At 66.9% G+C, this 22,151-nt stretch carries 19 protein-coding genes; 12 read left to right on the top strand and 7 right to left on the bottom strand.

The genetic code is table 11. The features are described from left to right. Window positions 1-11: 11 nt before the first annotated feature. From N4G42_RS23085 to N4G42_RS23075, 3 genes are all read right to left on the bottom strand, one after another. Window positions 12-1,286, bottom strand: a complete 1,275-nt coding sequence (locus N4G42_RS23085; protein ID WP_260668860.1) for a putative DNA modification/repair radical SAM protein — start codon at window positions 1,284-1,286, stop codon at window positions 12-14. A gap of 136 nt (window positions 1,287-1,422) precedes the next feature. After that, window positions 1,423-2,268: a class III extradiol dioxygenase family protein gene (locus N4G42_RS23080; RefSeq protein ID WP_260668859.1), complete on the bottom strand. Its 846-nt coding sequence runs from the start codon at window positions 2,266-2,268 to the stop codon at window positions 1,423-1,425. An 11-nt stretch (window positions 2,269-2,279) separates the two neighbouring features. Then, complete coding sequence (locus N4G42_RS23075) at window positions 2,280-2,627, bottom strand: protocatechuate 4,5-dioxygenase subunit alpha (protein WP_260668858.1); 348 nt, start codon at window positions 2,625-2,627, stop codon at window positions 2,280-2,282. 76 nt (window positions 2,628-2,703) lie between these two features. Here N4G42_RS23075 and N4G42_RS23070 point away from each other — a divergent pair, with 76 nt between their 5' ends. After that, window positions 2,704-3,627, top strand: a complete 924-nt coding sequence (locus tag N4G42_RS23070; protein ID WP_260668941.1) for a LysR family transcriptional regulator — start codon at window positions 2,704-2,706, stop codon at window positions 3,625-3,627. A gap of 9 nt (window positions 3,628-3,636) precedes the next feature. On the opposite strand, the gene N4G42_RS23065 is transcribed toward N4G42_RS23070, so the two are convergent. Then, the gene (locus tag N4G42_RS23065; protein ID WP_260668857.1) at window positions 3,637-4,512 is read right to left on the bottom strand and encodes a gamma-glutamyl-gamma-aminobutyrate hydrolase family protein; all 876 of its coding nucleotides are present in this window, start codon (window positions 4,510-4,512) and stop codon (window positions 3,637-3,639) included. 292 nt (window positions 4,513-4,804) lie between these two features. Between N4G42_RS23065 and N4G42_RS23060 the strand changes: the two genes are divergently transcribed. The 3 genes from N4G42_RS23060 (at window position 4,805) to N4G42_RS23050 (ending at window position 10,852) form a co-directional block, all read left to right on the top strand. Continuing rightward, entirely contained in the window at window positions 4,805-8,374 is a 3,570-nt protein-coding gene (locus tag N4G42_RS23060) for a TonB-dependent receptor domain-containing protein (protein WP_260668856.1), read from the top strand. Next, window positions 8,346-10,367: an adenylate/guanylate cyclase domain-containing protein gene (locus N4G42_RS23055; RefSeq protein ID WP_260668855.1), complete on the top strand. Its 2,022-nt coding sequence runs from the start codon at window positions 8,346-8,348 to the stop codon at window positions 10,365-10,367. The genes N4G42_RS23060 and N4G42_RS23055 overlap by 29 nt, the downstream gene beginning before the upstream one ends. Before the next feature lie 128 nt (window positions 10,368-10,495). After that, window positions 10,496-10,852, top strand: coding sequence for an HPF/RaiA family ribosome-associated protein (locus N4G42_RS23050; RefSeq protein WP_056742968.1), 357 nt, complete (start codon window positions 10,496-10,498; stop codon window positions 10,850-10,852). A gap of 122 nt (window positions 10,853-10,974) precedes the next feature. Here the strand turns inward: N4G42_RS23050 and N4G42_RS23045 are convergent, their stop codons facing one another. Further along, window positions 10,975-11,940, bottom strand: a complete 966-nt coding sequence (locus N4G42_RS23045) for a PDR/VanB family oxidoreductase (RefSeq protein WP_146870642.1) — start codon at window positions 11,938-11,940, stop codon at window positions 10,975-10,977. Beyond that, window positions 11,937-12,992, bottom strand: coding sequence for an aromatic ring-hydroxylating oxygenase subunit alpha (locus N4G42_RS23040; RefSeq protein WP_260668854.1), 1,056 nt, complete (start codon window positions 12,990-12,992; stop codon window positions 11,937-11,939). The genes N4G42_RS23045 and N4G42_RS23040 overlap by 4 nt, the downstream gene beginning before the upstream one ends. Before the next feature lie 270 nt (window positions 12,993-13,262). Here N4G42_RS23040 and N4G42_RS23035 point away from each other — a divergent pair, with 270 nt between their 5' ends. The 8 genes from N4G42_RS23035 (at window position 13,263) to N4G42_RS23000 (ending at window position 20,996) form a co-directional block, all read left to right on the top strand. After that, the gene (locus tag N4G42_RS23035) at window positions 13,263-14,039 is read left to right on the top strand and encodes a GntR family transcriptional regulator (protein WP_260668853.1); all 777 of its coding nucleotides are present in this window, start codon (window positions 13,263-13,265) and stop codon (window positions 14,037-14,039) included. A 145-nt stretch (window positions 14,040-14,184) separates the two neighbouring features. Next, window positions 14,185-15,369, top strand: a complete 1,185-nt coding sequence (locus N4G42_RS23030; RefSeq protein WP_056067970.1) for an ABC transporter substrate-binding protein — start codon at window positions 14,185-14,187, stop codon at window positions 15,367-15,369. Between the two features lie 317 nt (window positions 15,370-15,686). Then, on the top strand, window positions 15,687-16,559 hold the full coding sequence (locus N4G42_RS23025) for a branched-chain amino acid ABC transporter permease (protein ID WP_060984885.1): 873 nt from the start codon (window positions 15,687-15,689) through the stop codon (window positions 16,557-16,559). Continuing rightward, entirely contained in the window at window positions 16,559-17,554 is a 996-nt protein-coding gene (locus N4G42_RS23020) for a branched-chain amino acid ABC transporter permease (protein WP_260668852.1), read from the top strand. The genes N4G42_RS23025 and N4G42_RS23020 overlap by 1 nt, the downstream gene beginning before the upstream one ends. A 1-nt stretch (window position 17,555) precedes the next feature. Next, window positions 17,556-18,329 carry an ABC transporter ATP-binding protein gene (locus N4G42_RS23015; RefSeq protein WP_260668851.1) on the top strand — a complete coding sequence of 258 codons (774 nt, stop codon included), beginning with the start codon at window positions 17,556-17,558 and terminating at the stop codon, window positions 18,327-18,329. Beyond that, window positions 18,322-19,053, top strand: coding sequence for an ABC transporter ATP-binding protein (locus N4G42_RS23010; RefSeq protein WP_060984899.1), 732 nt, complete (start codon window positions 18,322-18,324; stop codon window positions 19,051-19,053). Before N4G42_RS23015 ends, N4G42_RS23010 begins: the two co-directional genes overlap by 8 nt. 8 nt (window positions 19,054-19,061) lie before the next feature. Next, window positions 19,062-20,039, top strand: a complete 978-nt coding sequence (locus N4G42_RS23005) for a tripartite tricarboxylate transporter substrate binding protein (protein WP_260668850.1) — start codon at window positions 19,062-19,064, stop codon at window positions 20,037-20,039. Between the two features lie 42 nt (window positions 20,040-20,081). Continuing rightward, window positions 20,082-20,996 (top strand): NAD(P)-dependent oxidoreductase, encoded by a 915-nt coding sequence (locus N4G42_RS23000; protein WP_260668849.1) that lies wholly within the window; start codon window positions 20,082-20,084, stop codon window positions 20,994-20,996. 116 nt (window positions 20,997-21,112) lie between these two features. Here N4G42_RS23000 and N4G42_RS22995 read toward each other — a convergent pair whose 3' ends face one another. Then, complete coding sequence (locus N4G42_RS22995) at window positions 21,113-22,078, bottom strand: LysR substrate-binding domain-containing protein (protein WP_056067984.1); 966 nt, start codon at window positions 22,076-22,078, stop codon at window positions 21,113-21,115. Between the last annotated feature and the right edge of the window lie 73 nt (window positions 22,079-22,151).

Below are 22,151 nucleotides of genomic sequence, written 5' to 3'. Positions count from 1 at the left end.
GCCTCTCCAGCTCAGAACAGGCTGCGCTGCACCGGCGGCGGCGTCAACTGCGCGGCGAGGTCGGCAGCGTCCAGCGCACGGCCGGGGCGGTAGTCGGCCGCCTCCACAAAGGGCAGCACTTTCCTGAGCGGCACATGCAGCCGCGCCAGGTCCGCATGCCGCAGGCGGCGCACGCGGCGCGCGGCCAGCAGGCGATCCACCGTCTGCACACCAAACCCGGGCACGCGCAGCAGCAGTTCGCGCGGGGCAGTGTTGAGGTTGACCGGAAAGCGCTCGCGGTGCGCCAGGGCCCAGGCCAGCTTGGGGTCCATGTCCAGCGCCAGCATGCCCTGCTGAGATGTCGGCACGATCTCGTCGTGGGTGAAGCCATAAAAGCGCATCAGCCAGTCGGCCTGGTACAGCCGATGCTCACGCACCGTGGGTGGCGCGGCCAGCGGCAGGGCGCGGGCGGCGTCGGGGATGGGGCTGAAGGCCGAGTAGTACACGCGCCGCAGCCGGTGCACACCGTACAGCCGCGCGCTGGTGGCGAGGATGGTGCGGTCGTTGGTCGTATCCGCCCCCACGATCATCTGCGTGCTCTGCCCGCCGGGCGCAAAGTGCGGCACGCTGGCGCGGCGTGTGGTGCGCGACTGCGGCATGGACACGATGGGCAGTGCAGCCTGCTCCTTGCGCGCGGCGCGGGATTCTCCAATGTGCACCGCCATGCGGGCCATGGAGCGATCGATGGCGGCGCTGTCTTTTTCTGGCGCCAGGGCCGTGAGGCCTTCGGCCGTGGGCAGCTCGATGTTGATGGACAGGCGGTCCGCATAGCGGCCTGCGCGCTGCATCAGCTCGGGCGATGCGTCGGGAATGGTTTTCAAGTGGATGTAGCCGCGAAAGTCGTGCTCTTCGCGCAGCACGCGCGCCACCTCCACCACCTGTTCCATGGTGTAGTCGGGGCTCTGGATGATGCCGCTGGACAGGAACAGTCCCTCGATGCAATTGCGACGATAAAAGTCCAGCGTGAGCCGCACCACCTCATCGACCGTGAAGCGCGCCCGGGGCACGTTGCTGGTGACACGGTTCACGCAGTACAGGCAGTCGTACTGGCAGAAGTTGGTGAGCAGAATCTTGAGCAGCGAGATGCAGCGCCCGTCCGGCGCATAGCTGTGGCAGATGCCCATGCCCTCGGTGGACCCCATGCCGTGCCCGCCCACGGAGTTGCGCGGCGCAGCGCCGCTCGATGCACACGAGGCGTCGTACTTGGCGGCGTCGGCCAGGATGGCGAGTTTGGACTGTAAATTCACTGTATGAATTTACAGTATTTTGATTGTCTGACGCCAGCCTGGGGTCAAGCGATAGCGGTAATATGCTCCTGATTTAATAGCTGCAAGCGCTTGAAAATCATGCGCTTGCAGCCAAAATCACCTGAAAATTGCTGGATTACACCGTTTCGAGGGCCATCACCGCCGTGGCCGTGTTCGAAATGGGGATGTGATAGTTGCTGTGCACCCGCCGCACCCCCGCGCTGGCGGTGGACAGCGCCCCGCGCATGGCCAGCCACATCAGCAGTTCCACGCCCTGGGTGCCGGTCTTTTCCACCAGCTCGTGCACGCTGAACTGCGTGGCCCATTCGGGGTTGGTGGTCAGGCTCTCGATGAACTGCAGGTCAAACGCCTTGTTGATGAAGCCCGCGCGCTCGCCATCGAGCTGGTGGCTGAGGCCTCCTGACGCAATTACTGCCACCTTCTTGTTGTTGTCCCAGCTCTGGATCGCCTGCCCCACGGCCTTGCCCAACGCGTAGCAGCGCTTGGCCGATGGCAGCGGAAACTGCACGGTGTTGATGCACACCGGCACCACCGTCACCGGGCAATCGCCTTCGGGCCAGAAGAGCTTGAGCGGCAGCGTGCAGGCGTGGTCCACCAGCATCTCCTGGCAGGTGGTCACGTCAAATTCCTGGTCGACCAGCGTGTTGATGAGGTGCCACGACAGGTCCACCTCGCCCGGGAAGGGCGGCTGCGTGGGGATGCCCCAGCCCTCGTCGGCATTGTTGTACTGGGCCGCTGCGCCCACGGCAAAGGTGGGCATCTTGTCGAGAAAGAAGTTCAGGCCGTGGTCGTTGTAGAACATCACCACCACGTCGGGCTGCTTCTCGCCCAGCCACTGGCGGATGGGTGGAAAGCCGTCGAAGAAGGGCTTCCAGTACGGATCGTTCTGCAGGCCCTTGTGGATGGCGTTGCCAATGGCCGGGATGTGCGAGGTGCCGAGGCCGCCGATGAGTTGTGCCATGTGATGTCTCCTTATTTGCCCGCTGCGACCAGCATGGCCTTGAATTCGTCTTTGGTCATGCCCGTCTGCTGCGCGCCGATGTCCTGCATGTCCAGCTTGAAGATGCCCGCGAACTTGGCCAGGTAATAGGCGTTGCCGCCCGCGGCAATCAGCTGCAGCACGTTCTTGGCGCGGATGGCGGCGGCCTGCTGTTCGTTCAGGCCGTACTTCTTCATGTACGCCTCTTCGTCGGCCAGAAAGGCCTTGCGGTTGACCTCGTTGTTGAACGAGAAGCACATCTTGTTCAGCGCATAGCCCTTGCGGGCCTGGTCGCCATCGAACGGCGTGGTGCCGGGGATCGGGGGCAGTTTGGAAGGCATGGAAGTCTCCGGGGCTTGATGTAAGTCAGCCCGCAGTGTCGCGACGCCATTGCCAAAGATGAAGCCTCAAAACATCATCGAATGTATGAGCAATTTCGATGGATCAGCGCTGGACGGACACCTGCTGAAGCTGCTGCTGGCCGTGCTGGAGACGGGCAGCATCACGGCGGCGGCTAATCGCCTGGGCGTCACCCAGTCGGCCGTGAGCCACCTGCTCGACAAGCTGCGCGCCATTACCGGCGACCCGCTGTTTGTGAAGCGCGGGCGTGGCATCGTGCCCACCGCACGCGCCGAGGCCCTGGCCCAGCCCGCGCGCGACATGCTGCACCAGATGCAGTTGTTTGCCCAAGGGGCCTACTTTGACCCGCGCGCTTGGCAGACCGAGCTGACCATCGCCGCCAATGACTTCCAGCGCGATTTGCTGCTGCCCGCGCTGGCCGCGCGCCTGCGCAGCGCTGCACCGGGCGTTACGCTGCGCATCGTGCCCAGCGGCGCGCCCAGCGCCGAACTGCTGCGGTCTGACGCGTGCCAACTGGTCATCAGCCCCCGCCCGCCCGAGGGCACCGACATCGTGCAGAAGCGTCTGTTTGAAGACCAATACCGCGTGTTCTATGACCCGGCCGCGCGCAGCGCTCCGGCCTCAGAGGCGGAGTACCTGGCGGCGGACCACGCCACGGTGGCTTATGAGGCGCACCGGGGGCTGGAACTGGACCGGCAACTGGAAGCACGTGGCGTGCGCCGCCGCCTGGTGGTGCGCGTGCCGGGCTTTGCCGCGCTGCCCGCGTTTGTGCGGGGCACCTCGCTGCTCACTACAGCGCCGTCGCTGATGGGGCGCACCGCGTTGGCCGCGCTGGCGGGCGTGCCGGTGCCCGTGGCCTGCCCCAGTCTGCCCATGTACCTGATCTGGCATGTGCGCTACCAGCAAGACGCGGCACACCGCTGGCTGCGGGCGCAGCTGCAAGAGGTCTTGGCCGCTGTGTTGCCTGTGGAAGGAGCCTGACCCGCAGGGTCAGTCGCGCTGCCGTGACAGCGCCTTTCGCAGCCGCCGCGCCGCCCGTTCCCGCAACGAAGGCGCGGGGCGCAGTACCGGCCGTGGGTGGGCCTTGGCCTGTTCGCACGCCGCCAGAAAGTCATTCAGGATGGCCGTGTCATCCAGCGTGTCTGAACCCTGCTTGTGGAACTCCGGGTGCCATTGAGTGGCCGCGATGTAACCACGCCCTGGCGCGGGTTTGAGGCGAATCGCTTCGGGCACGCCATCGGGTTCGCTCAGTGCCTCGACCACAAATTCCGGAGCCACCCGCTTGATGCCCTGGTGGTGGATGCTGTTGACCCGGGCGCGTGGCATGTTGGGGTACAGCTTGGCCAGGTGCGAGTCCGGCAGGATCTGGATGTCGTGGAAGTGCTGGTCGTAGGTGGTGGCGTTACGGTGCTGCTGCGCGCCAGGGTGCTGGGTCTCGATGTCCTGGTACAGCGCGCCGCCAAAGGCCACGTTGATGAGCTGCAGGCCCCTGCACACGCCAAAGATGGGCTTGCCGACCTGGGCAAAGGCTTTGACCACGGCCAGGTCGTACAGGTCGCGCACGCGGTCACCCACCCACTCCTCGCGCAAGGGCTCCTCGCCATAGTTGCCCGGCCACACGTCGGCGCCGCCGTGCATCACGATGCCGTCCAGCCATTCGGCGTAGTGGTCCAGCGTCACGTCACCACGCGCGGTCTCGCCCGTGGGGCAGGGCACCATCACCACCATGGCACCGGCCGACATCAGCCAGTGGGCGATGGACTGCTCGACGTATTGCAGCGTCTTGCCTGTGAACAGCGGGCGGGCGGGGTCGGCGTGTTGAAAGCAGGCGGACAGGCCAATCTTGAGGCGGGGGGCAGCAGGCATGGGGGAAAGCTCCGGGCAGCGCTTGTGCGCGTGATTCCTGCAGTTGTAGCACCGCACCCCCTGTGGCGTCTGTAGGAAAGGGCCGTGCGGAGCGGCGCGTCGCCTCCATGGGTTGGTGGGGCGCGCAAAGCGCCACAACCTGCAACGAAATGTGGCTTTCTTCATGAAATGTGTCCGCATGTCGACGGGACGCGGGCGAAATCTGGGGGGCTGATCGCCATAATTTCGGCTCACCCGGTGCCAGGGAGGGGCGCCCGGTGGCGCGATGCACGCCTTCCCCGAAAGCAGAAAAATGTCCCATCCAAAATTCCGTTTGTCCGCCCTGGCTGCGCTGGTGGCCGCGACAGCTGCCGCCTGCCCGCTGGTGGCACAGGCCACCGTGCCCGCCGGTGCCGCAGCCGAGATCATCAGCCTGCAAGGCACAGGTGACCAGCGTGCCGCCTCCGCAGCCGACTGGGGCCCTGCCCGACTGGCCCAGGCCCTGGCCCAGGGCGACTTTGTGCGCACGCGCCAGGCCGCCAAGATGGCGCTGCTGTTCGCGGACGACACCCAGCTGCGCCTGCACCAGAACACGGTGCTGCAGGTCAAGGGCGTGGCCACCCCGGCACAGCCCGTGACCACCTTGCTGCTCAACGCCGGCCGTGCGTGGACGCAGACCAAACGTGCCGACGGCAGCCGCCTGAACCTGGAGACACCGGCCGCGACCGCTGCGATCCGTGGCACCGACTGGGACATCAGTGTGGAGGACGATGGCCGTACGTTGATCACCGTGCTGTCGGGCACGGTGGAGTTTTCCAACGCGCAGGGCTCGGTGTCGGTGGGCGCCAACGAAGCGGCGCTGGCCGAAGTGGGCAAGGCCCCGGTCAAGCTGGTGCTGAGCCAGCCGCGAGACCGCATCCAGTGGGTCAACGCGCTGCGGGCCGACCCGGTGCCCCACCTGTCGGCAGAGCCCGTGCCTGCAGCGCTGGCGCCCGTGCGGGATGCCCTGGCGGCGCGCGACCTCGCGGCAGCCCGTGCCGCGCTGGCGCAGGCGCGCACTACCGCAGCGCCTGCATGGGTGGATGTGTTTGATGCGGCCGTGGCCCTGCAGGCGGGCGACCTGCTGGCCGCACGCGGGTCGCTGGCGCGGCAGGTGTCTGCGGTGGACGCCGCGCCGCTGCCCGCGTGGCTCATGCAGTCCGACGTGCAACTGATGGAGGGGGAAGGGGCAGCAGCGGCCGGGACGCTGCGCACGGCGCTCCAGCGCTGGCCCGCCCATCCGGCGCTCGTGGCGCAACTGGCGCGGGTGCAGATCCTGAGCGACAGGGTGGACGAAGCGGCTGCCACCCTGGCCCTCGCGCAAGGCACAGCCCACGCCGACCTGGCGCTGGTGGGCGCCGAGCTGGCCCGGCGCCGGGGCGATGCGCCCGGCACGCTGGCGGCCTATGCCGAGGCGCAGACGCTGGCACCCGGCGATGCACGTGCCTGGCAAGGCCTGGGCAGTGCACACGCCGAGCGCGAGGACCCGCGCCCCGCCCGCGAAAACCTGCGGCGTGCGCTGCAGCTGTCGCCGCAATCGCCCGGCGCCTGGGGCGAGCTGGGCACGCTGGAAACCTTTGTGAACCAGTTCACCGAGGCGGGTCAGGCCTTTGCCACCGCGCTGGGCGACAACCCTGCGGACTACGTTGCGCTCACCGGCCAGGGCTTGCTGCACCTCAAACAAGGGCAGCCGGATGCCGCGCTGGATGCGTTCTTGCGGGCAGGCGTGATGGAGCCCCGCTATGCCCGCGCCAAGACCTGGACCGCCGTGGCCTACTACCAGCTGGGTCGCCATCAGGATGCGCTGACCACCTTGCAACAGGCGACCGTACTGGACGACAAGGACCCTGTGCCCTACATGCTGCTGGCACAGATCCACACCGATCTGTTCCAGCCCGGCGAAGCGGTGGAGGCTGCGCGCGCCGCCGTAGTGCGCATGCCATATCTCAAGTCGCTCAACCAGGTGGCCAACGACCAGAAGGGCAGTGCGAACCTGGGGTCATCGCTGGCGTTCTTTGGCATGGAAGACTGGGCGCTGGAGATGGCGCAGCAGAGCTTCTACCCCTACTGGGGCGGCAGCCACCTGTTCATGGCAGACCGCTATGCGGGCGAATTCAACAAGAACTCGGCGCTGTTCCAGGGCTTTCTGACCGACCCCATGGCGTTTGGGGGCAGCCAGCGTTATTCGCCGCTGCTGCAGCAGCCCGGCAGCCACGGATCGGTGGGTGTGACGCTGGACCGCGAGTTCTACCGGATGCGTGCGCCAGCGGTCACGCTCAATGGCCTGGACAACAGCCATGTGCCGGTGTCCTGGTTCTTCAAGGCGCAGACGGCGGATGTGAGTGCCTATCCGTTCGACCTGCAGGTCAACCGCCTTCCTGCCATGCGTGCGGGCGAGGGAGACCTGCGTGCCCATGCCATCACCGCTGGGGTGGGCATGCAGCCCACCGAGCGCATCAACCTGTTTGCCTACGCCAACCAGTTCAGCATGCGCCTGCGCGGCCAGAACGCGCAGGAGACTTCGCTGGACGACACCGTCACCCAGGGCGCCCTGGGCATGGCCTACCGGTGGGGACCGACGGAGCAAACCTGGATCAAGCTGGGCCGCAGCGTGGACAACCTGCAATTGCTGCGCTACCCCACGGCCTACATCGAGCCACCGTTCCTGACCGTCATGGGCGTGAGCAGTGCCCCGCGCAAGGACTTCAGCGACATTCAGCTGCGCCACACCGTGGACACCACCCCCGGCAGCCGCTGGAGCGTGACGCTGGAGCATGTGCGCGAGCGCCAGAACAACCTGCTGGCGGGCGAGGCTGCCGTGGTGGCTGACATTCCAAACGTGGGCCTGTACCGCGACTACCTCGTCCTGGCAGGCTACAACCGCATTGACCGTCGTTACACCGGCCTGACCCTGGCCACCACGCAACGCCTGGACCCGGCGCTGAGCCTGGACGCAGCCCTGGGGCTGCAGCAAATCCGCCACCGCGTGGACGGCCTCACGCAGAGCTACCTGGTGGGGCTGGATGCCCTGAGCGAAGACCAGGCCCGCCGCGCGGACACCGAGCGCGTGGTCACGCCGCGCCTGGGCGCGGTGTGGCAGCCTGCTGCGGGCACCACGCTGCGCGTGGCCTATCAGGACTGGCTGCGGCCTCTCAGCGTCTCCACCCTTGCCAGCGTGGAGACCGCAGGCATCCCTGTCGAGGACCGCCTGGTGGAGGCTGGAGGGCGCCAGAAACGCACAGTGGCACAGCTGGGCATGGAGGTGGGTGCCAACACCTTCGTGGGCCTGCGGGCCGACCATCTGCGGGTGAACAACCCTGGCACGATTGGCGTGGACCTGCGCACGCCCAGCCTGCCGTTCCTCGAAGAGATGCGCAACGCGCAGCTGGTCAACCTGTCCACCAGTGATCTGCTGGAGGACACGCCGAGTTTTGAGCGCGGCACGCTGCAGACCTTGGGTGGCACGGTCAACCACATGTTCAGCCGCCGCTGGTCGGGCTACGCCAAGTACCTGTACCAGCACAGCGAAAGCCGCATGCTCGATGGTGGTGCCGAGGTGGTGGGGCGCATTCCCTACATTCCGCGCCATACCGTGGCGCTGGGCGCCACCTGGGCCAGCGCGCAGCGCCTGTACCTGAGCGCGCGCGCGGTGTACCGCTCGGAGCGGTTTGAGGACAAGGAGAACCTCACGCGCCGCGCGCCGGGCTGGGGCGTGGACCTGATGGGCTTCTGGGAAACGCAGGACAAACGCTGGGTGGTGGGCGTTGCGGCCATGAACCTGTGGGCGCCCAAGTCCGACCGGCAAAAGACCCGCTATGTCCTGGATGCGCGCTATCGCTTCTGATCGGGCGGCGGTGCCGCACGCCCGGCAGCGCCAGCGGTGGCTCTCGCTTGCGGCGGGTGTGCTGGCGCTGCTGCTGGTGGGGGCCGCCACGCTCAGCCGCACCTGGCATGCGCTGGAGTTCAAGACCTTTGACGTGCTGACAGCGCTGGCGGCCCCCCACCGCACGACCGTGCCGGTGGTGATTCTTGCGATCGACGAGCCGACGTTTCAGGAGCTGCAACAGACCTGGCCATTTCCGCGCAGCGTGCATGCGGCCCTGCTGGAGCGGCTGCGCGCAGACGGCGCCCTGGCCGTGGGGCTGGACATTGTTTTTGCCGACCCCACCACCGAGGCCGAAGACGCCGCTCTGGACCGCACGATGGCCCAGGTGGGGCAGGGCTTGCCCGTGGTGCTGGCCTCCACCCGCGAGAAGATCGACAGCGCCAATGCCGCGCTGTGGATGGACATCCAGCCGCTGCAGCGGTTTCTGGACGCTGGCGCTGATGCGGGCGATGCCGGGGTCGAGCCGGACGACGACTTCGTGGTGCGCCGCGCCCCCGTCGCGCGCGAAGGCTTTGCGCTGCGGCTGGCCCAGCGCGTGACCGAGGCGCGCGGCCAGACCCCGGCGCTGCACCATTTCGACTGGATCGGCTACCGGGGCCCGCGCGGCACGTTTGACACGCGCTCGTACTACCAGGCGCTGGAGCCGGGTTTGCTGCCTGCAGGTTTCTTCAAGGGCAAGATCGTGCTGGTGGGGCGCTCGGCGCGCACCGCCACCGAGCTGGCGCACTCGCAGGCCGACCTGTTCAACTCGCCGTTTGGCACGGCGGGCGGTGAGCGGCTTTTCCCGGGGGTGGAGCTGCAGGCCACGCTGCTGGACAACTATCTCACCGGCGGTGGGCTGCGCAGCGTGTCGGACGCGTGGACCCTGGTGATCACCGTGCTGCTGCTGCCGGTGCTTTTGGGGGCGAGCCGGCGGCTGCACCCGGCGGGCGCGGCGGCGCTGACGGCGGCGCTGGTGGTGGCCATGGGAGCCGTGTCGTGGGGGCTGTTTGCCGGCCCGCGCCTGTGGTGGCCGCCGCTGTTGCCTGCGGCGGCGGCAGTCGCCATTTATGGGGCGGCTGCGCTGGTGGGCTATGCCGTGGTGCGCCAGCGCGCGCGCCAGACGCGGGCGATGTTTGCGCAGTACGTGCCGCCTGCCGTGGTCTCGCGCCTCATTGCGCAGCCCGAGCTGATGCGCCTGGGTGGCGAGGCACGCGAGGTCACGCTCATGTTCACCGACCTGGCCAACTTCACCACGCTGTCCGAGCAGCTCAGTGCCGAGCAAACGGTGGAGGTGCTCACCGGCTACTTCAACGCCATGACGCCGATCGTGCACGCCACGGGCGGCACCGTGGACAAGTTCATTGGCGACGCGGTGATGGCCTTCTGGGGCGCGCCGCTGGACGACCCGCGGCATGCCGAACACGCCGTGGCCGCCGCCATCGCCATGCAGCAGGCCATGCAGGCGCTGGTGGCCGATCTGCGCGCGCGCGGACTGCCGCCCATCCACATGCGGATCGGGCTGCACACGGGGCGTGTGGTGGTGGGCAATGTGGGCTCGGACCAGCGCTTTTCGTACACGGCCATTGGCGACGCGGTGAACCTGGCCGCGCGGCTGGAGGGCGCCAACAAGGCGTTTGGCACCGGCATCCTGCTGTCGGCCGCCACCGCAGCGCAGCTGCCGCCCACGGTGGCGTTGCGCGCGCTGGACGATGTGATCGTCAAGGGCAAGACCGAGCCCGTGCGCGTATTCACGCCATGCGAGGATGCTGCGGTGCGCGATGCCAGCCTGGCCGCGTTGAACGCCTTCCATGCACGCGACTGGGCCGGCGCCGAGGCACAGCTGGCAACGGTGCTGGAGCGGCTGCCCGGAGACCCGGCCGCTACCCGCCTGCTGGCGCGTGTGAATGAAGCGCGGGGGTTGCCTGCCGATGCGCCCTGGCAGGCCGCCGTGGCGCTCGACAAACTGTAAGAGCCTGTGGACCATCCCCCGCGACATCGTCACCAGGCTCTCTACATCCTTTGACATGTATTCACCGGGGATATGGATGCAGGTGCCATGATGGGGACTTCGCAACTTCATCAGGAAGGACCCTCTCCATGCAAGTACAAGTCAACACCGACGACCACATCCACGGCGGCGATTCGCTGGCGCGCTGGATCACAGACGAGTGCAAGAGCCGGCTGTCCCGCTTTCAGGATCATGTGACGCGGCTGGAGGTGTTCCTCACCGATCTGGATGCGGGCAAGTCCGGTGCCAATGACAAGCGCTGCCGCATCGAAGCGCGCGTCACGGGCCGCCAGCCCATCACCGTGACTGATGAGGCCGACAAGATGGCCAACGCCTTCATCGGCGCGGCCGACAAACTGGCCCGCGCCCTCGACACTGACCTGGGCCGTGTGAAGGACCGCAATGGCCGTGACACCATCCGTGTGGCCGCCGACGAACGGGATTGAAGTGAATTCGAGGTGAAATAGGCTTCTAGCGCATGATTTTCATGTGCTGGTAGCTATCAATTCAGGAGTAATGAAAAAGGCGCTGCAGCCCGAAGGTTGCAGCGCCTTTTTGTTGGGGTCGCCTACAGGTCGAGCACCAGCAGCTTGCTGCGCGCGCGGGAGCAGCAGGGCATGAACTGCTCGTTGGCCGCCTTTTCTTCGTCGGTCAGGTACATGTCGCGGTGGTCCACCTCGCCTTCCAGCACGCGCGTGAGGCAGGTGCCACACACGCCTTGTTCGCACGAGGTCAGGATGTCGATGCCCTCCTTGCGCAGCGCTTCCACCACCGACACATCGGGCGCAATCGGGTAGACCTTGCCCGTGCTGGCAATGCGCACCTCAAACCCCTGGTCGCCCGAGGTGTCTTGCGCCGGGGCGCCAAAGTATTCCAGGTGGATGTGGTCCTGCGCCCAGCCCAGGGCCTTGGCGGTGGTCACCACATGGTCGATGAAGCCTGCCGGGCCACACACGTACAGACGCTTGTCGGGGCCGGGGGCTGCCAGCACGGCGGCGGTGTCCAGCTTCTGCTCGGGGGCGCCTGCATCGAAGTGAAAGTGGGCGTGGGGCGCAATGGCCGATGCGGCAATTTCAGCAGCAAACGCCGTGCGTTCGGCAGAGCGGGTGCAGTAGTGCAGCGCAAAGTCAGCGCCCGTGCGCGCCAGCCGGTCGGCCATGCACAGCAATGGCGTCACACCAATGCCGCCCGCCAGCAGCAGCGTGCGCTGTGCAGGGTGCAGCGCAAAGTGGTTGCGCGGCGTGCTGATGGTGATCACGTCGCCCTCGTGCACGCTGTCGTGCATGGCGACCGAGCCGCCGCGCGATGCCGGGTCACGCAACACGGCGATGCGGTAGCGGTGCGACTCGTGCGAGGCATTGCACAGCGAGTACTGCCGCGTCAGCCCACCCGGCAGATGCACATCGATGTGCGAGCCCGCGCTGAACGGCGGCAGTGCGGCGCCGTCCAGCCGCGCCAGCTCGTAGCTAGCGATGCCCTCGGCTTCGGCCTGCTTCTTGACGACGCGGACCTGCAGGGTCTCCTGCGCGGTCATGCGGCCACCGCCTGTGCTGCGGCAGGTGTGCGTTCTGCCGCCAGCAGGCGGTCCAGAATCTTGCGCGACTGCACGCCACCCGCATCGATGTTGAGCATGAGCAGCTTGCGGTCGGGGTAACGCAGCAGGTTCTCCTGCTGCTGCTCCAGCATCTGCTGGTCCTCCGCAAAGATCTTGCCCTGGCCGTCGCGGATCTGGGTGGTGAGCGACGGGTCTTGTGGCTTGAAGTTGCGCGCCATGCCCCAGAAGTAGTGGATCGAGGTTTCGGTCTCGGGCGTGATGAAGTCCACCACGATGCTCGATGCCTTCTTGTCGGCCGGTGCGTTGTAGCCGCCGTTGCCGGCCAGGGCCACGCCCACCTCGATCAGCACGTGGCTGGGGGGCGTGAAGTGGCAGATCTGCCAGCGGTCCACCAGCTGGTCATCGGGCAGGCCGTTCATGCGTAGCGCCATCTTCCAGAACGGGGGGGCTTCAATGCCTTCCATGAAGCGGCTGGTGATCACCTCGTCGCCCTCCACGCGGGTCTTGCAGGGCACCTCGTCGATTTCCTTCTGGCCGATGCTGGTGGAGTGCACATAGGTCTCGTGCGTCAGGTCCATCAGGTTGTCGATCATCAGGCGGTAGTCGCAGGCGATGTGGTACAGCCCGCCGCCGTAAGCCCATTCAGGGTTGTTGGCCCAGGGCAGGTGGTGGATGGTGGCGGGGTCGGCCTTGTCGGCGTCGCCGGGCCACACCCAGATGAAGCCATAGCGCTCCACCACCGGAAAGCTGCGCGCCTTGGGGAACCCCTGCACGCGCTGGCCGGGCATGGACACCGACTTGCCCGTGCATTCCACCCGCAGGCCGTGGTAGCCGCATTGCAGGTGGCCTTCACACACCGTGCCCAGCGACAGCGGGGCGCCCCGGTGGGGGCAGAAGTCGTCCAGCGCGGCGACCTGGTCGGGCGCGGGGCGGTAGAACACGATCTTCTCGCTGCAGATGGTGCGGCCCAGGGGCTTGTCCGCGATCTCGTCGGGCGTGCAGGCTACGTACCAGGCGTTCTTGGGATACATGGTTGTCTCTCTCCGTGGGTGGATGGTGTCGTTGCAGGCTTGGTATACAGCCCGCTCGCAGATCGCAGGTTAGGTGGGGCGATTGTGCGAAAAAGGTGGGTTTATGTATACATAGTAAAGACGTAAAGCAGCTATTGCACTCTGGAATATCTTCTAACTTGTTGTTTTGTAATGTGCTGAAGTGTTTTTGAGTGGATGTTGTTATGGTTTGTGTATACATTGCGCTGACTGACTCCCTCCCCCTCGCTGGTCGCGTCGCTCACTATTGCCATGAACCCTCCCGAACCCCTGACCATTGCCCTGCCGGCCGAGGCCGCCGAGGCAGGTACCTCGCAGGCCGTCAAGGCGCAATTGCGCCTGCGCGAGATGATCCTGGCGGGCGAGCTGCCCGGCGGCGCCCGCATTGCCGAGCTGACCCTCGTCGAGAAGCTGGGGGTATCGCGCACGCCCATTCGCGCCGCGCTGATGCGGCTGGAGCAGGAGGGCCTGCTGCACCGCCTGCCCGGTGGCGGCTACGCCGTGCGCACGTTCTCTGAAACCGATGTGGCCGACGCCATTGAACTGCGCGGCACCATGGAAGGGTTGGCCGCGCGCTTGGCGGCCGAGCGGGGCGTAGCCCCCGCCCTGCTGGCCGAGGCCCATGCCTGCCTGGACGCCATCGACAGTGCCCTGGCCCCGCCCACGCTGGATGACGAAGGTTTTTCGCGCTATGTGGAGCTGAATGCACGGTTTCACCTGCTGCTCAGCCGCATGGTGGGCAGCGATGTGGTGGCGCGGGAGCTGGACCGTGTCAAGGGCCTGCCGTTTGCGTCGCCCTCTGCGTTTGTGGTGGTGCAGACGCATTCGACCCAGGCGCGCGACATGCTGGTGGTGGCGCAAGACCAGCACCGCCAGGCGCTGGACGCCATCGAGCGGCGCGAGGGGGCACGGGCCGAGGCCATCCTGCGAGAGCACTCGCGCATCACCCGGCGCAACCTGCTGGCGGCGGTGCAGGCGTCGCAGGTGCAGGGCTTGCCCGGTGTACAGCTGATCCGCGAGCGGGCATAACGGCCGGTGCAGGCGTCCGGGGCTCCTTGGGTTATTGCATTTGGCGATACCTGAATGCTTGAATTTGCGCTTGTGAAATAACCCAGCCCACGCCAAACTCCCGCAAGCATTTTCTGTATACAACGACTTTCCACAGGAGACAACGATGCAAAAACGCCACCTTCTTCGTGCCTCGGCTGCCGCCGCCATCGCGCTGTCCACCGGCCTGACCGTGTTGCCCGCCGTGGCGCAGGACAACGTGTTCAAGATCGGCCTGGTTCTGCCCATGACCGGCCAGCAAGCCACCACCGGCCGGCAGATCGAAGCCGCGGCGCGTCTGTACATGGCCCAGAACGGCGACATGGTGGGTGGCAAGAAGGTGCAGCTCATCATCAAGGACGACACCAGTCTTCCTGATGTGACCCGCCGCCTGGCCCAGGAGCTGGTCGTCAACGAAAAGGTCAACGTGCTCGCCGGCATGGGCATCACGCCCTCGGCCATGGCCACCGCCCCGCTGGCCACGCAGTCCAAGACCCCCCTGGTGGTGATGGCTGCCGCCACGTCCAGCATCACCGAGGCCTCGCCCTATGTGGTGCGTACCAGCTTCACGCTGCCGCAAGTGTCGGTGGCCCTGGCCGACTGGGCACCCAAGAACGGCATCAAGAAGGTCGTGACCCTGGTGAGCGACTACGGCCCCGGCATCGACGCCGAAAAGTTCTTCAACCAGCGCCTCACGTTCAACGGCGGCCAGGTGACCGAAGCCCTGCGCGTGCCGCTGCGCAACCCCGACTTCGCTCCCTTCCTGCAGAAGGTGCGCGACGCCAAGCCCGACGCGCTGTTTGTCTTTGTGCCCTCGGGCGCGGGCGCTGCGGTGATGAAGCAGTTCCTGGAGCGCGGTATGGACAAGGCCGGCATCAAGCTCATCGGCACCGGCGACGTGACGGACGACGATCAACTCAACGACATGGGCGATGGCGCGCTGGGCGTGGTCACCTCGCACCACTACTCGGCTGCGCACCCCTCGCCCATGAACAAGAAGTTCGTGGAAGCCTTCGAGAAGGCCAACAAGGGCCTGCGTCCCAACTTCATGGCCGTGGGCGGCTATGACGGCATGCGCGTGATCTATGAAGCGCTCAAGACCACCAAGGGTGCCGGCGGCGGTGACGCCCTGCTGGCCGCCATGAAGGGCCAGATCTTCGAAAGCCCGCGCGGCAAGGTGTTCATCGATGCGCAGACCCGCGACATCGTGCAGGACGTGTACCTGCGCAAGGTGGAGCGCGTGAACGGCCAGCTGTACAACGTGGAGTTCGACGTGATCAAGGACGTCAAGGACCCCGGCAAGACTAAATAAGCCCCCCTGAGCCGCGACCCGCTCGGTGTGTCCGCCAGATGCGGCCACTCTTCGTTGCCGTCCAAGCCTGCGCAGGCAGGCTCGGAGCCGCGGCACTCAGCCCCCAGGGGGACGCCGCCAGCGTGGCGGGGCGGTCCTTGCGCGGCGGCCGCTGGTCTGGGCCGCGCCGGTATTTACGGGCAGGCTCCCTCTCGATCCGTTCGGGCTGAGCCTGTCGAAACCGGGGGCCGCAGGTTGAACGTCCGGCTTTGGTGATTCGTCGCACTTCCACAGCCCTGAGCAGGGTGGTGCACTTTTGTCTTCAATGAAGTGATTTCATGCTGACCATTCTTTTCGACGGCGTTGCCTACGGCATGCTGCTGTTCATCCTGGCAGTCGGCCTGGCCGTGACCATGGGGCTGATGAACTTCATCAACCTCGCGCACGGGGCCTTTGCCATGGCGGGGGGCTACATCACCGTGCTGCTCATGCAGCGGCTGGATGTGCCCTTCCTCGTCTGCCTGCCCATCGCCTTTGTCGGTACGGCCTTGCTGGGCGGCGTGCTGGAGCGCACGCTGTACCGCCCGCTGTACCACAAGGCCCACCTGGACCAGGTGCTGTTCTCCATTGGCCTGGTGTTCATGGCCGTGGCCAGCGTGGACTACTTTGTGGGCTCCACGCAGCAGATCATGCAGCTGCCTGAATGGCTCAAGGGCCGTACCGAGATCGGCAGCGGTGCCCTCATGCTGGGCATGGGGCACTACCGCCTGTTCATCATCGCGGTGTGCGCTGCGCTCACCGTGGGCCTGCAGTATGTGCTCACCAAAACCCGCTTCGGCAGCCGCCTGCGCGCCAGTGTGGACGACCAGCGCGTGGCCGCTGGCATGGGCATCAACGTGAACATCGTGTTTTTGTCCACCTTCGCTTTTGGCTCTGGCCTGGCGGGCCTGGGCGGTGCGCTGGGCGCGGAGGTGCTGGGTCTCGACCCGAGCTTCCCGCTCAAGTTCATGATCTACTTCTTGATCGTGGTGGCGGTGGGCGGCACCTCGTCCATCACCGGCCCGCTGCTGGCCGCACTGCTGCTCGGCATTGCCGACGTGGCAGGCAAGTACTACATCCCCAAGCTGGGCGCCTTCATTGTGTACAGCCTCATGATCCTGATCCTCATCTGGCGCCCCCAGGGCCTCTTTGTGCGCAAGGGGGGCAAGTGATGTCAAACCTGCAAAACACCTTGCTGCAGGCCCGGCACTTTCGCTGGTGGGAGCCCGTGCTGTGGCTGCTGGCCTTTGCCGCGCCGCTGGCGCTGCCGAGCCACGCACTCATCATCAACGAGATCGCCATCGTGGCGCTGTTCGCGATTTCGCTGGACCTCATCCTGGGCTACACCGGCATCGTCTCGCTGGGCCATGCGGCTTTCTTCGGGCTGGGCGGCTACGCGGCCGCGCTGTTTGCCAAGCATGTGATGCCCGACCCGCTGGTGGGCCTGGCCGTGGGCATTGGCGCGGCCACCGTGCTGGGCGCCGTGGCGTCGCTCACCATCATGCGCGGCACCGATCTCACCCGCCTCATGGTCACGCTGGGCGTGGGACTGGTGATGCTGGAGCTGGCCAACAAGCTCGACTGGCTGACCGGTGGCGCCGACGGCCTGCAGGGCGTGATGATGGGGCCGGTGCTTGGCCAGTTCGAGTTTGACCTGTACGGCCGCACGGCCGCGTGGTATTCGCTCACCGTGCTGCTGGTGTTCTTCCTCATCGCGCGCCGCATCGTGCAGTCGCCTTTTGGTGCCACGCTCAAGGCCATCCGCGACAACCGGCTGCGCGCCATGGCCATCGGTATCCCCGTGACGGCCAAGCTGGCGCAGGTGTACACGCTGGCCGCTGCGCTGGCCGGTGCCGCGGGCGCACTGCTCACGCAGACCACGGGCTTTGCCTCGCTCGACCTGTTCGAGTTCCACCGCTCGGCCGACGTGATGCTGATCCTGGTGATCGGCGGCGTGGGCTGGCTGTACGGCGGCATCCTCGGCGCCATTGGCTTCAAGCTGCTGCAGGACGTGATCTCGTCCATCACACCGCAGTACTGGACCTTCTGGGTGGGCTTGTTCCTGGTGGTGCTGGTACTGGTCGGGCGTGACCGTCTGTTCCGCCCCTGGACCTGGTTTGGCGCCGGTCGCAAGGCCGGGGCTGCCTCCAAAGCGGGAGGCCATTGATATGAACACGACAACCTCCACCACCGTGCTGTCGGCCAAGGGCTTGGTCAAGCGTTTTGGCGGCATCACGGCCACCAACAACGTCACGCTGAACCTGAAAAAGGGCGCGCGCCATGCGCTCATTGGCCCCAATGGCGCGGGCAAGACCACGCTCATCAACCTGCTGACTGGCGTGCTGGAGCCCACCGAAGGCTCCATCACCCTCGAAGGCCAGGACATCACGCGCCTGGCGCCGCACCAGCGTGTGCAGCGCGGCATGGTGCGCACTTTCCAGATCAACCAGTTGTTCGACACCCTCACGCCGCTGGAGACACTGGCGCTCACCGTGTCGCAGCACCAGGGCCTGGGCGGCAAGTGGTGGCAACCGCTGGGGGCGCGCAAGGCCGTCACCGAGCGCTGCGAGCAGCTGCTGGAGCAGTTCCACCTCACCTCAGTGATGGCCGAGGAAACGCGCGTGCTGGCCTACGGCAAGCGCCGCCTGCTGGAGATTGCGATTGCGCTGGCCTGCGAGCCGCGCGTGTTGCTGCTCGACGAACCCGTGGCCGGTGTGCCCGCCGGCGAGCGCGAGGAGCTGCTGCAGACCGTGGCGGCCCTGCCCGCCGATGTCTCGGTGCTGTTGATCGAACACGATATGGACCTGGTTTTCAGCTTTGCCAACCGCATGACGGTGCTGGTCAACGGCACGGTGCTCACCGAGGGCGACCCGGACACGATTGCCAATGACCCGCAGGTGAAGGCGGTGTACCTCGGTCATGGGGAGGATGCGCATGTCTAAGACAGAACTCTTGCGCATCGAGGGCCTGAGCGCAGGCTACGGCGAGGCCGTGGTGCTGCAAGGCATTTCGCTGGCCCTGCCCGAAGGCGACACGCTGGCCCTGCTGGGGCGCAACGGCACGGGCAAGACCACGCTCATCAACACTCTGGCCGGAGCCACGCGCCAGCATGCCGGCACGGTGAGCCTGGCCGGCGTGGCGCTGCACAAGCTGCCCCCGCACGAACGCGCAGCGGCCGGCATCGGCTGGGTGCCGCAAGAGCGCAACATCTTCAAGTCGCTCACGGTGCACGAGAACCTCACGGCCGTGGCGCGCCCGGGCCGCAAAGGATCGACCGCACGGCCGTGGACGCCCGAGCGCGTGTACGAAATGTTCCCGCGCCTGGCCGAGCGCAAGACCAACCTGGGCACGCAGCTCTCGGGCGGCGAGCAGCAGATGCTGGCCGTGGGTCGCGCGCTGGTGCTCAACCCGCGCCTGCTGCTGCTCGACGAGCCGCTCGAAGGCCTGGCGCCCATCATCGTGGAAGAGCTGCTGCGCGCCATCCGCCGCATCACGCGCGAAGAGGGCCTGTCGGCCATCATCGTGGAGCAGCATCCGCAGGCCATCCTGGCCATCTCGGACCACGCCGCCGTGCTGGACCGGGGCACCGTGGTGCACACCGGCAGCGCTGCCGAGCTGAGCGCCCAACCCGAGCTGCTGGACCGCCTGCTGGGCGTGGCACGGTAGCGCGCGCCATGCAAGCCGTGCACCGCAGAACCCTTCTGGCCTGGCTGGCAGCGTCGTTCGGCGGTGAGGCCAGCGCTCAGGCCGCTTTCCCCTCACGCCCGCTGCGTATCGTCGTGCCCAATGCGGCGGGCGGTGCGGCCGACATCACGGCGCGCACCGTGGGCCAGAAGATCGCCGGCCCGCTGGGGCAAAGCGTGGTCATCGAAAACAAACCCAGCGCTGGCGGCGTCCTAGCGGGAGACTTGGTGGCGCGGGCTGAGCCCGACGGCCACACGCTGCTGCTTGTGAGCAGTGGCACGGCGGTCAGCGCGGCGCTGTTCCAGTCGCTGCCGTTCGACACACTCAAGGACTTTGCGCCTGTCTCGCTGCTGGCCACGTTTGATCTGGCCGTGGTGGTGAAAGAAGGCGGGCGTTTTGCCACCCTGGCCGAGCTTCTGGCTTATGCGCGTGCCCACCCGGGCAAGCTCAATATCGGCACGCCACAGATCGGCACCACACAGAACCTGGCGGCCGAGCTGTTCAAGGTGACGGCGGGCATCGACGCGCAGGTGGTGCCTTTCAACGGCACGCCGCCGGTCATCACGGCGCTGCGGGGTGGCGAGATCGACGTGATGATCGACATCCTGGGGGGTCTCATGCCACAGATCGGCGCCAAGGCCCTGCGGCCGCTGGCTGTGATGGGCGCGCAGCGGGCGCCGCAGTTGCCCGACGTGCCCACGGTGCGCGAAAGCGGCGGGCCACTGGCGGGCTTCAACGTCACGTCGTGGAACGGCCTGGCCGTGCCCGCCAAGACACCTGCTGCCGTGGTGGAGCGTCTGTCGCGCGAAGTGCAGACCGCACTGGCCCAGCCCGATGTGAAAAAGCGCCTGCTGGAACTGAACCTCCATGCCCAGGGCAGCACCCCCGCGCAACTGGGCGAGCACCTGGCGGCCGATGTGCGCCGCTGGAGCGACGTGATCGCCCAGGCCAAGATCGCGCGGCAGTGACGGTTGCTGCGCTTCGGCTTTTGTGACCGAAAGGCAAATCGGATGAACATCACACACATCGGCCTCGTGGGCTATGGCGAGGTGGGCAAGATCTTCAGTGCGGGCTTGCGTGTCCAGCCCGGCGTGGCCTCGGTCGCTGCCTGGGACCTGAAGCTGGCCGACCCCGCGCACCGCGACGCCCTGCAGAAGCACGCCGCGCAAGCGGGCGTGGTGGCCGTGGATGGGATGCAGGCACTGTGCACGCGTTGTGACTGCATCATCTCGGCCGTCACCGCATCGAACACGCTGGCCGTGGCGCAGGAGGCCGCGCAGCACATCCGCCCCGGCACCGTGTTCCTGGACCTCAACTCGGCATCGCCCGGCACCAAGCAGCAGGCCGCTGCGCTCATCGAGGCGCGGGGTGCGCACTATGTCGAGGCGGGCGTGATGACCTCGGTGCCCCCCTACGGCATCCGCGTGCCCATGCTGCTGGGCGGCGTGCAGGCTGCCGCGCTGGCCACTGTGCTGACCAGCTGGGGCATGGATGCCCAACCCGTGAGCGAGCAACTGGGCGTGGCCAGTGCCATCAAGATGTGCCGCAGCATCATGATCAAGGGCCTCGAAGCCCTGGTGATTGAGAGCTACTCCACCGCCCGCCACTACGGCGTGGAAGACCATGTGCTGCCCACCTTGGCTGAGACCTTTCCCTCTATCGACTGGCACGAACAGGGTCGCTACTTCTTCAGCCGCGTCGTGCAGCACGGCCAGCGCCGCGCCGAAGAGATGCGCGAATCGGCCCACACGGTGCACGAGGCCGGCATGGAGCCACTGATGGCCTCGGCCATCGCCGCCAAGCAGCAGTGGGTGGCCGACCTCGCGCGCGGAGGCGTCTTTCACGGCCTGCCCAAGGACGCGCGCTGGCAGGACTATGCGGACCGGGTGTTGGGCAGTTTGTCCGTCGTGCCTGCAAAGGACTGAGCCTGCGAATCGCCACCCGCCGGTGAAACTGGCGCGGCGCAATGCCAGAGGCACCGAGCAAGGGCCGCCCCGCAGCAAGGGTGCCGTCCCCCGTTGGGGGGATGCCGCGCAGCGGCTCAGGGGGGAGACCTGTACAACGCCTGCAGCGTCGTCCGAATCAGCTCTGCCATCGCCTGCTGTGTGAGTGTGGCCGGGCGTTGCGAGCTGACGGCCATGAACAGCTTGCTGCGCAGGCGGGTGCTGCCGCCTTCCTCCTCGCCGTCCCCATCGCTGCCCGCGCCGTGGATGGGCCGGGTACTGAACACTTCCGATTTACCCGACGTGGTGACCGCATTCATGGGCAGCACCGCACAGCCCGCGCCATCGGCCACCAGGTCCAGGATGGCCGCCACGCCATCGATCTCCAGGCTGATTTGCGGGCGCTTGCCGCGTGCGGCCAGTTCGGATTCCACCAGCATGCGGATGGAGTTGGGGCGCGTAGGGATGACCAGCGGAAAACGCGGCAGCTCGTCCAGCGGCAGGGGCGTGCGGGCCAGGGCATCGGCCTCCGCCTCGCTCTGGCCTGGGGCGCGGCGCTGCACCAGAAACAGGTCTTCCTCCAGCAGCGCCGTGGTCTCGATGCCCGGCGCGGGCGTGGTGTTGTAAAGCAGTGCGATGTCGAGCAGCCCGGTGGTCAGCGATTCGCGCATGGCAACCGACAGGCCCTCGCTGATGGCCAGCGCCGCGTCGGGCATCTTCACGCGGAAGGCGCGGGTCAGCGGCACGGTCAGCACCTTGGCAATGCTGGGCGGCAGGCCGATGGCCACGCGCCCGGCCAGGGCGCCGCGCACGCGGCCCAGCTCCTCGCGGGCGCGCTCCACCTGGTGCAGGATGCCGCGCCCGTGCTCCAGCAGCAGCTTGCCCGCCTCGGTGGGCGTGGCGCCCCGGCCGTTGCGCACCAGCAGGTTCTGGCGCAGCTCCACCTCCAGCAGGCGCACCTGGCGGCTCAGGGCGGGCTGGGCGATGTCCAGTACCACCGAGGCGCGGGTAAAGCTGCCCAGCTCGGCCACCCGCACAAAGTATTCGATCTGCTTGAGGTCCATGGCAAGGCTCTCTGCTATTTGCAATAGCTGTAGGTCAACGATCACGGAATGATATATCTGGTAGTGCCGGTGC

It is taken from the genome of Acidovorax sp. K2F (assembly GCF_025246485.1).
GTDB classification, from domain to species: domain Bacteria; phylum Pseudomonadota; class Gammaproteobacteria; order Burkholderiales; family Burkholderiaceae_C; genus Acidovorax; species Acidovorax delafieldii.
Note: the sequence above shows the minus strand (reverse complement) of the source record. Positions and strands in the feature narration are given on the sequence as shown.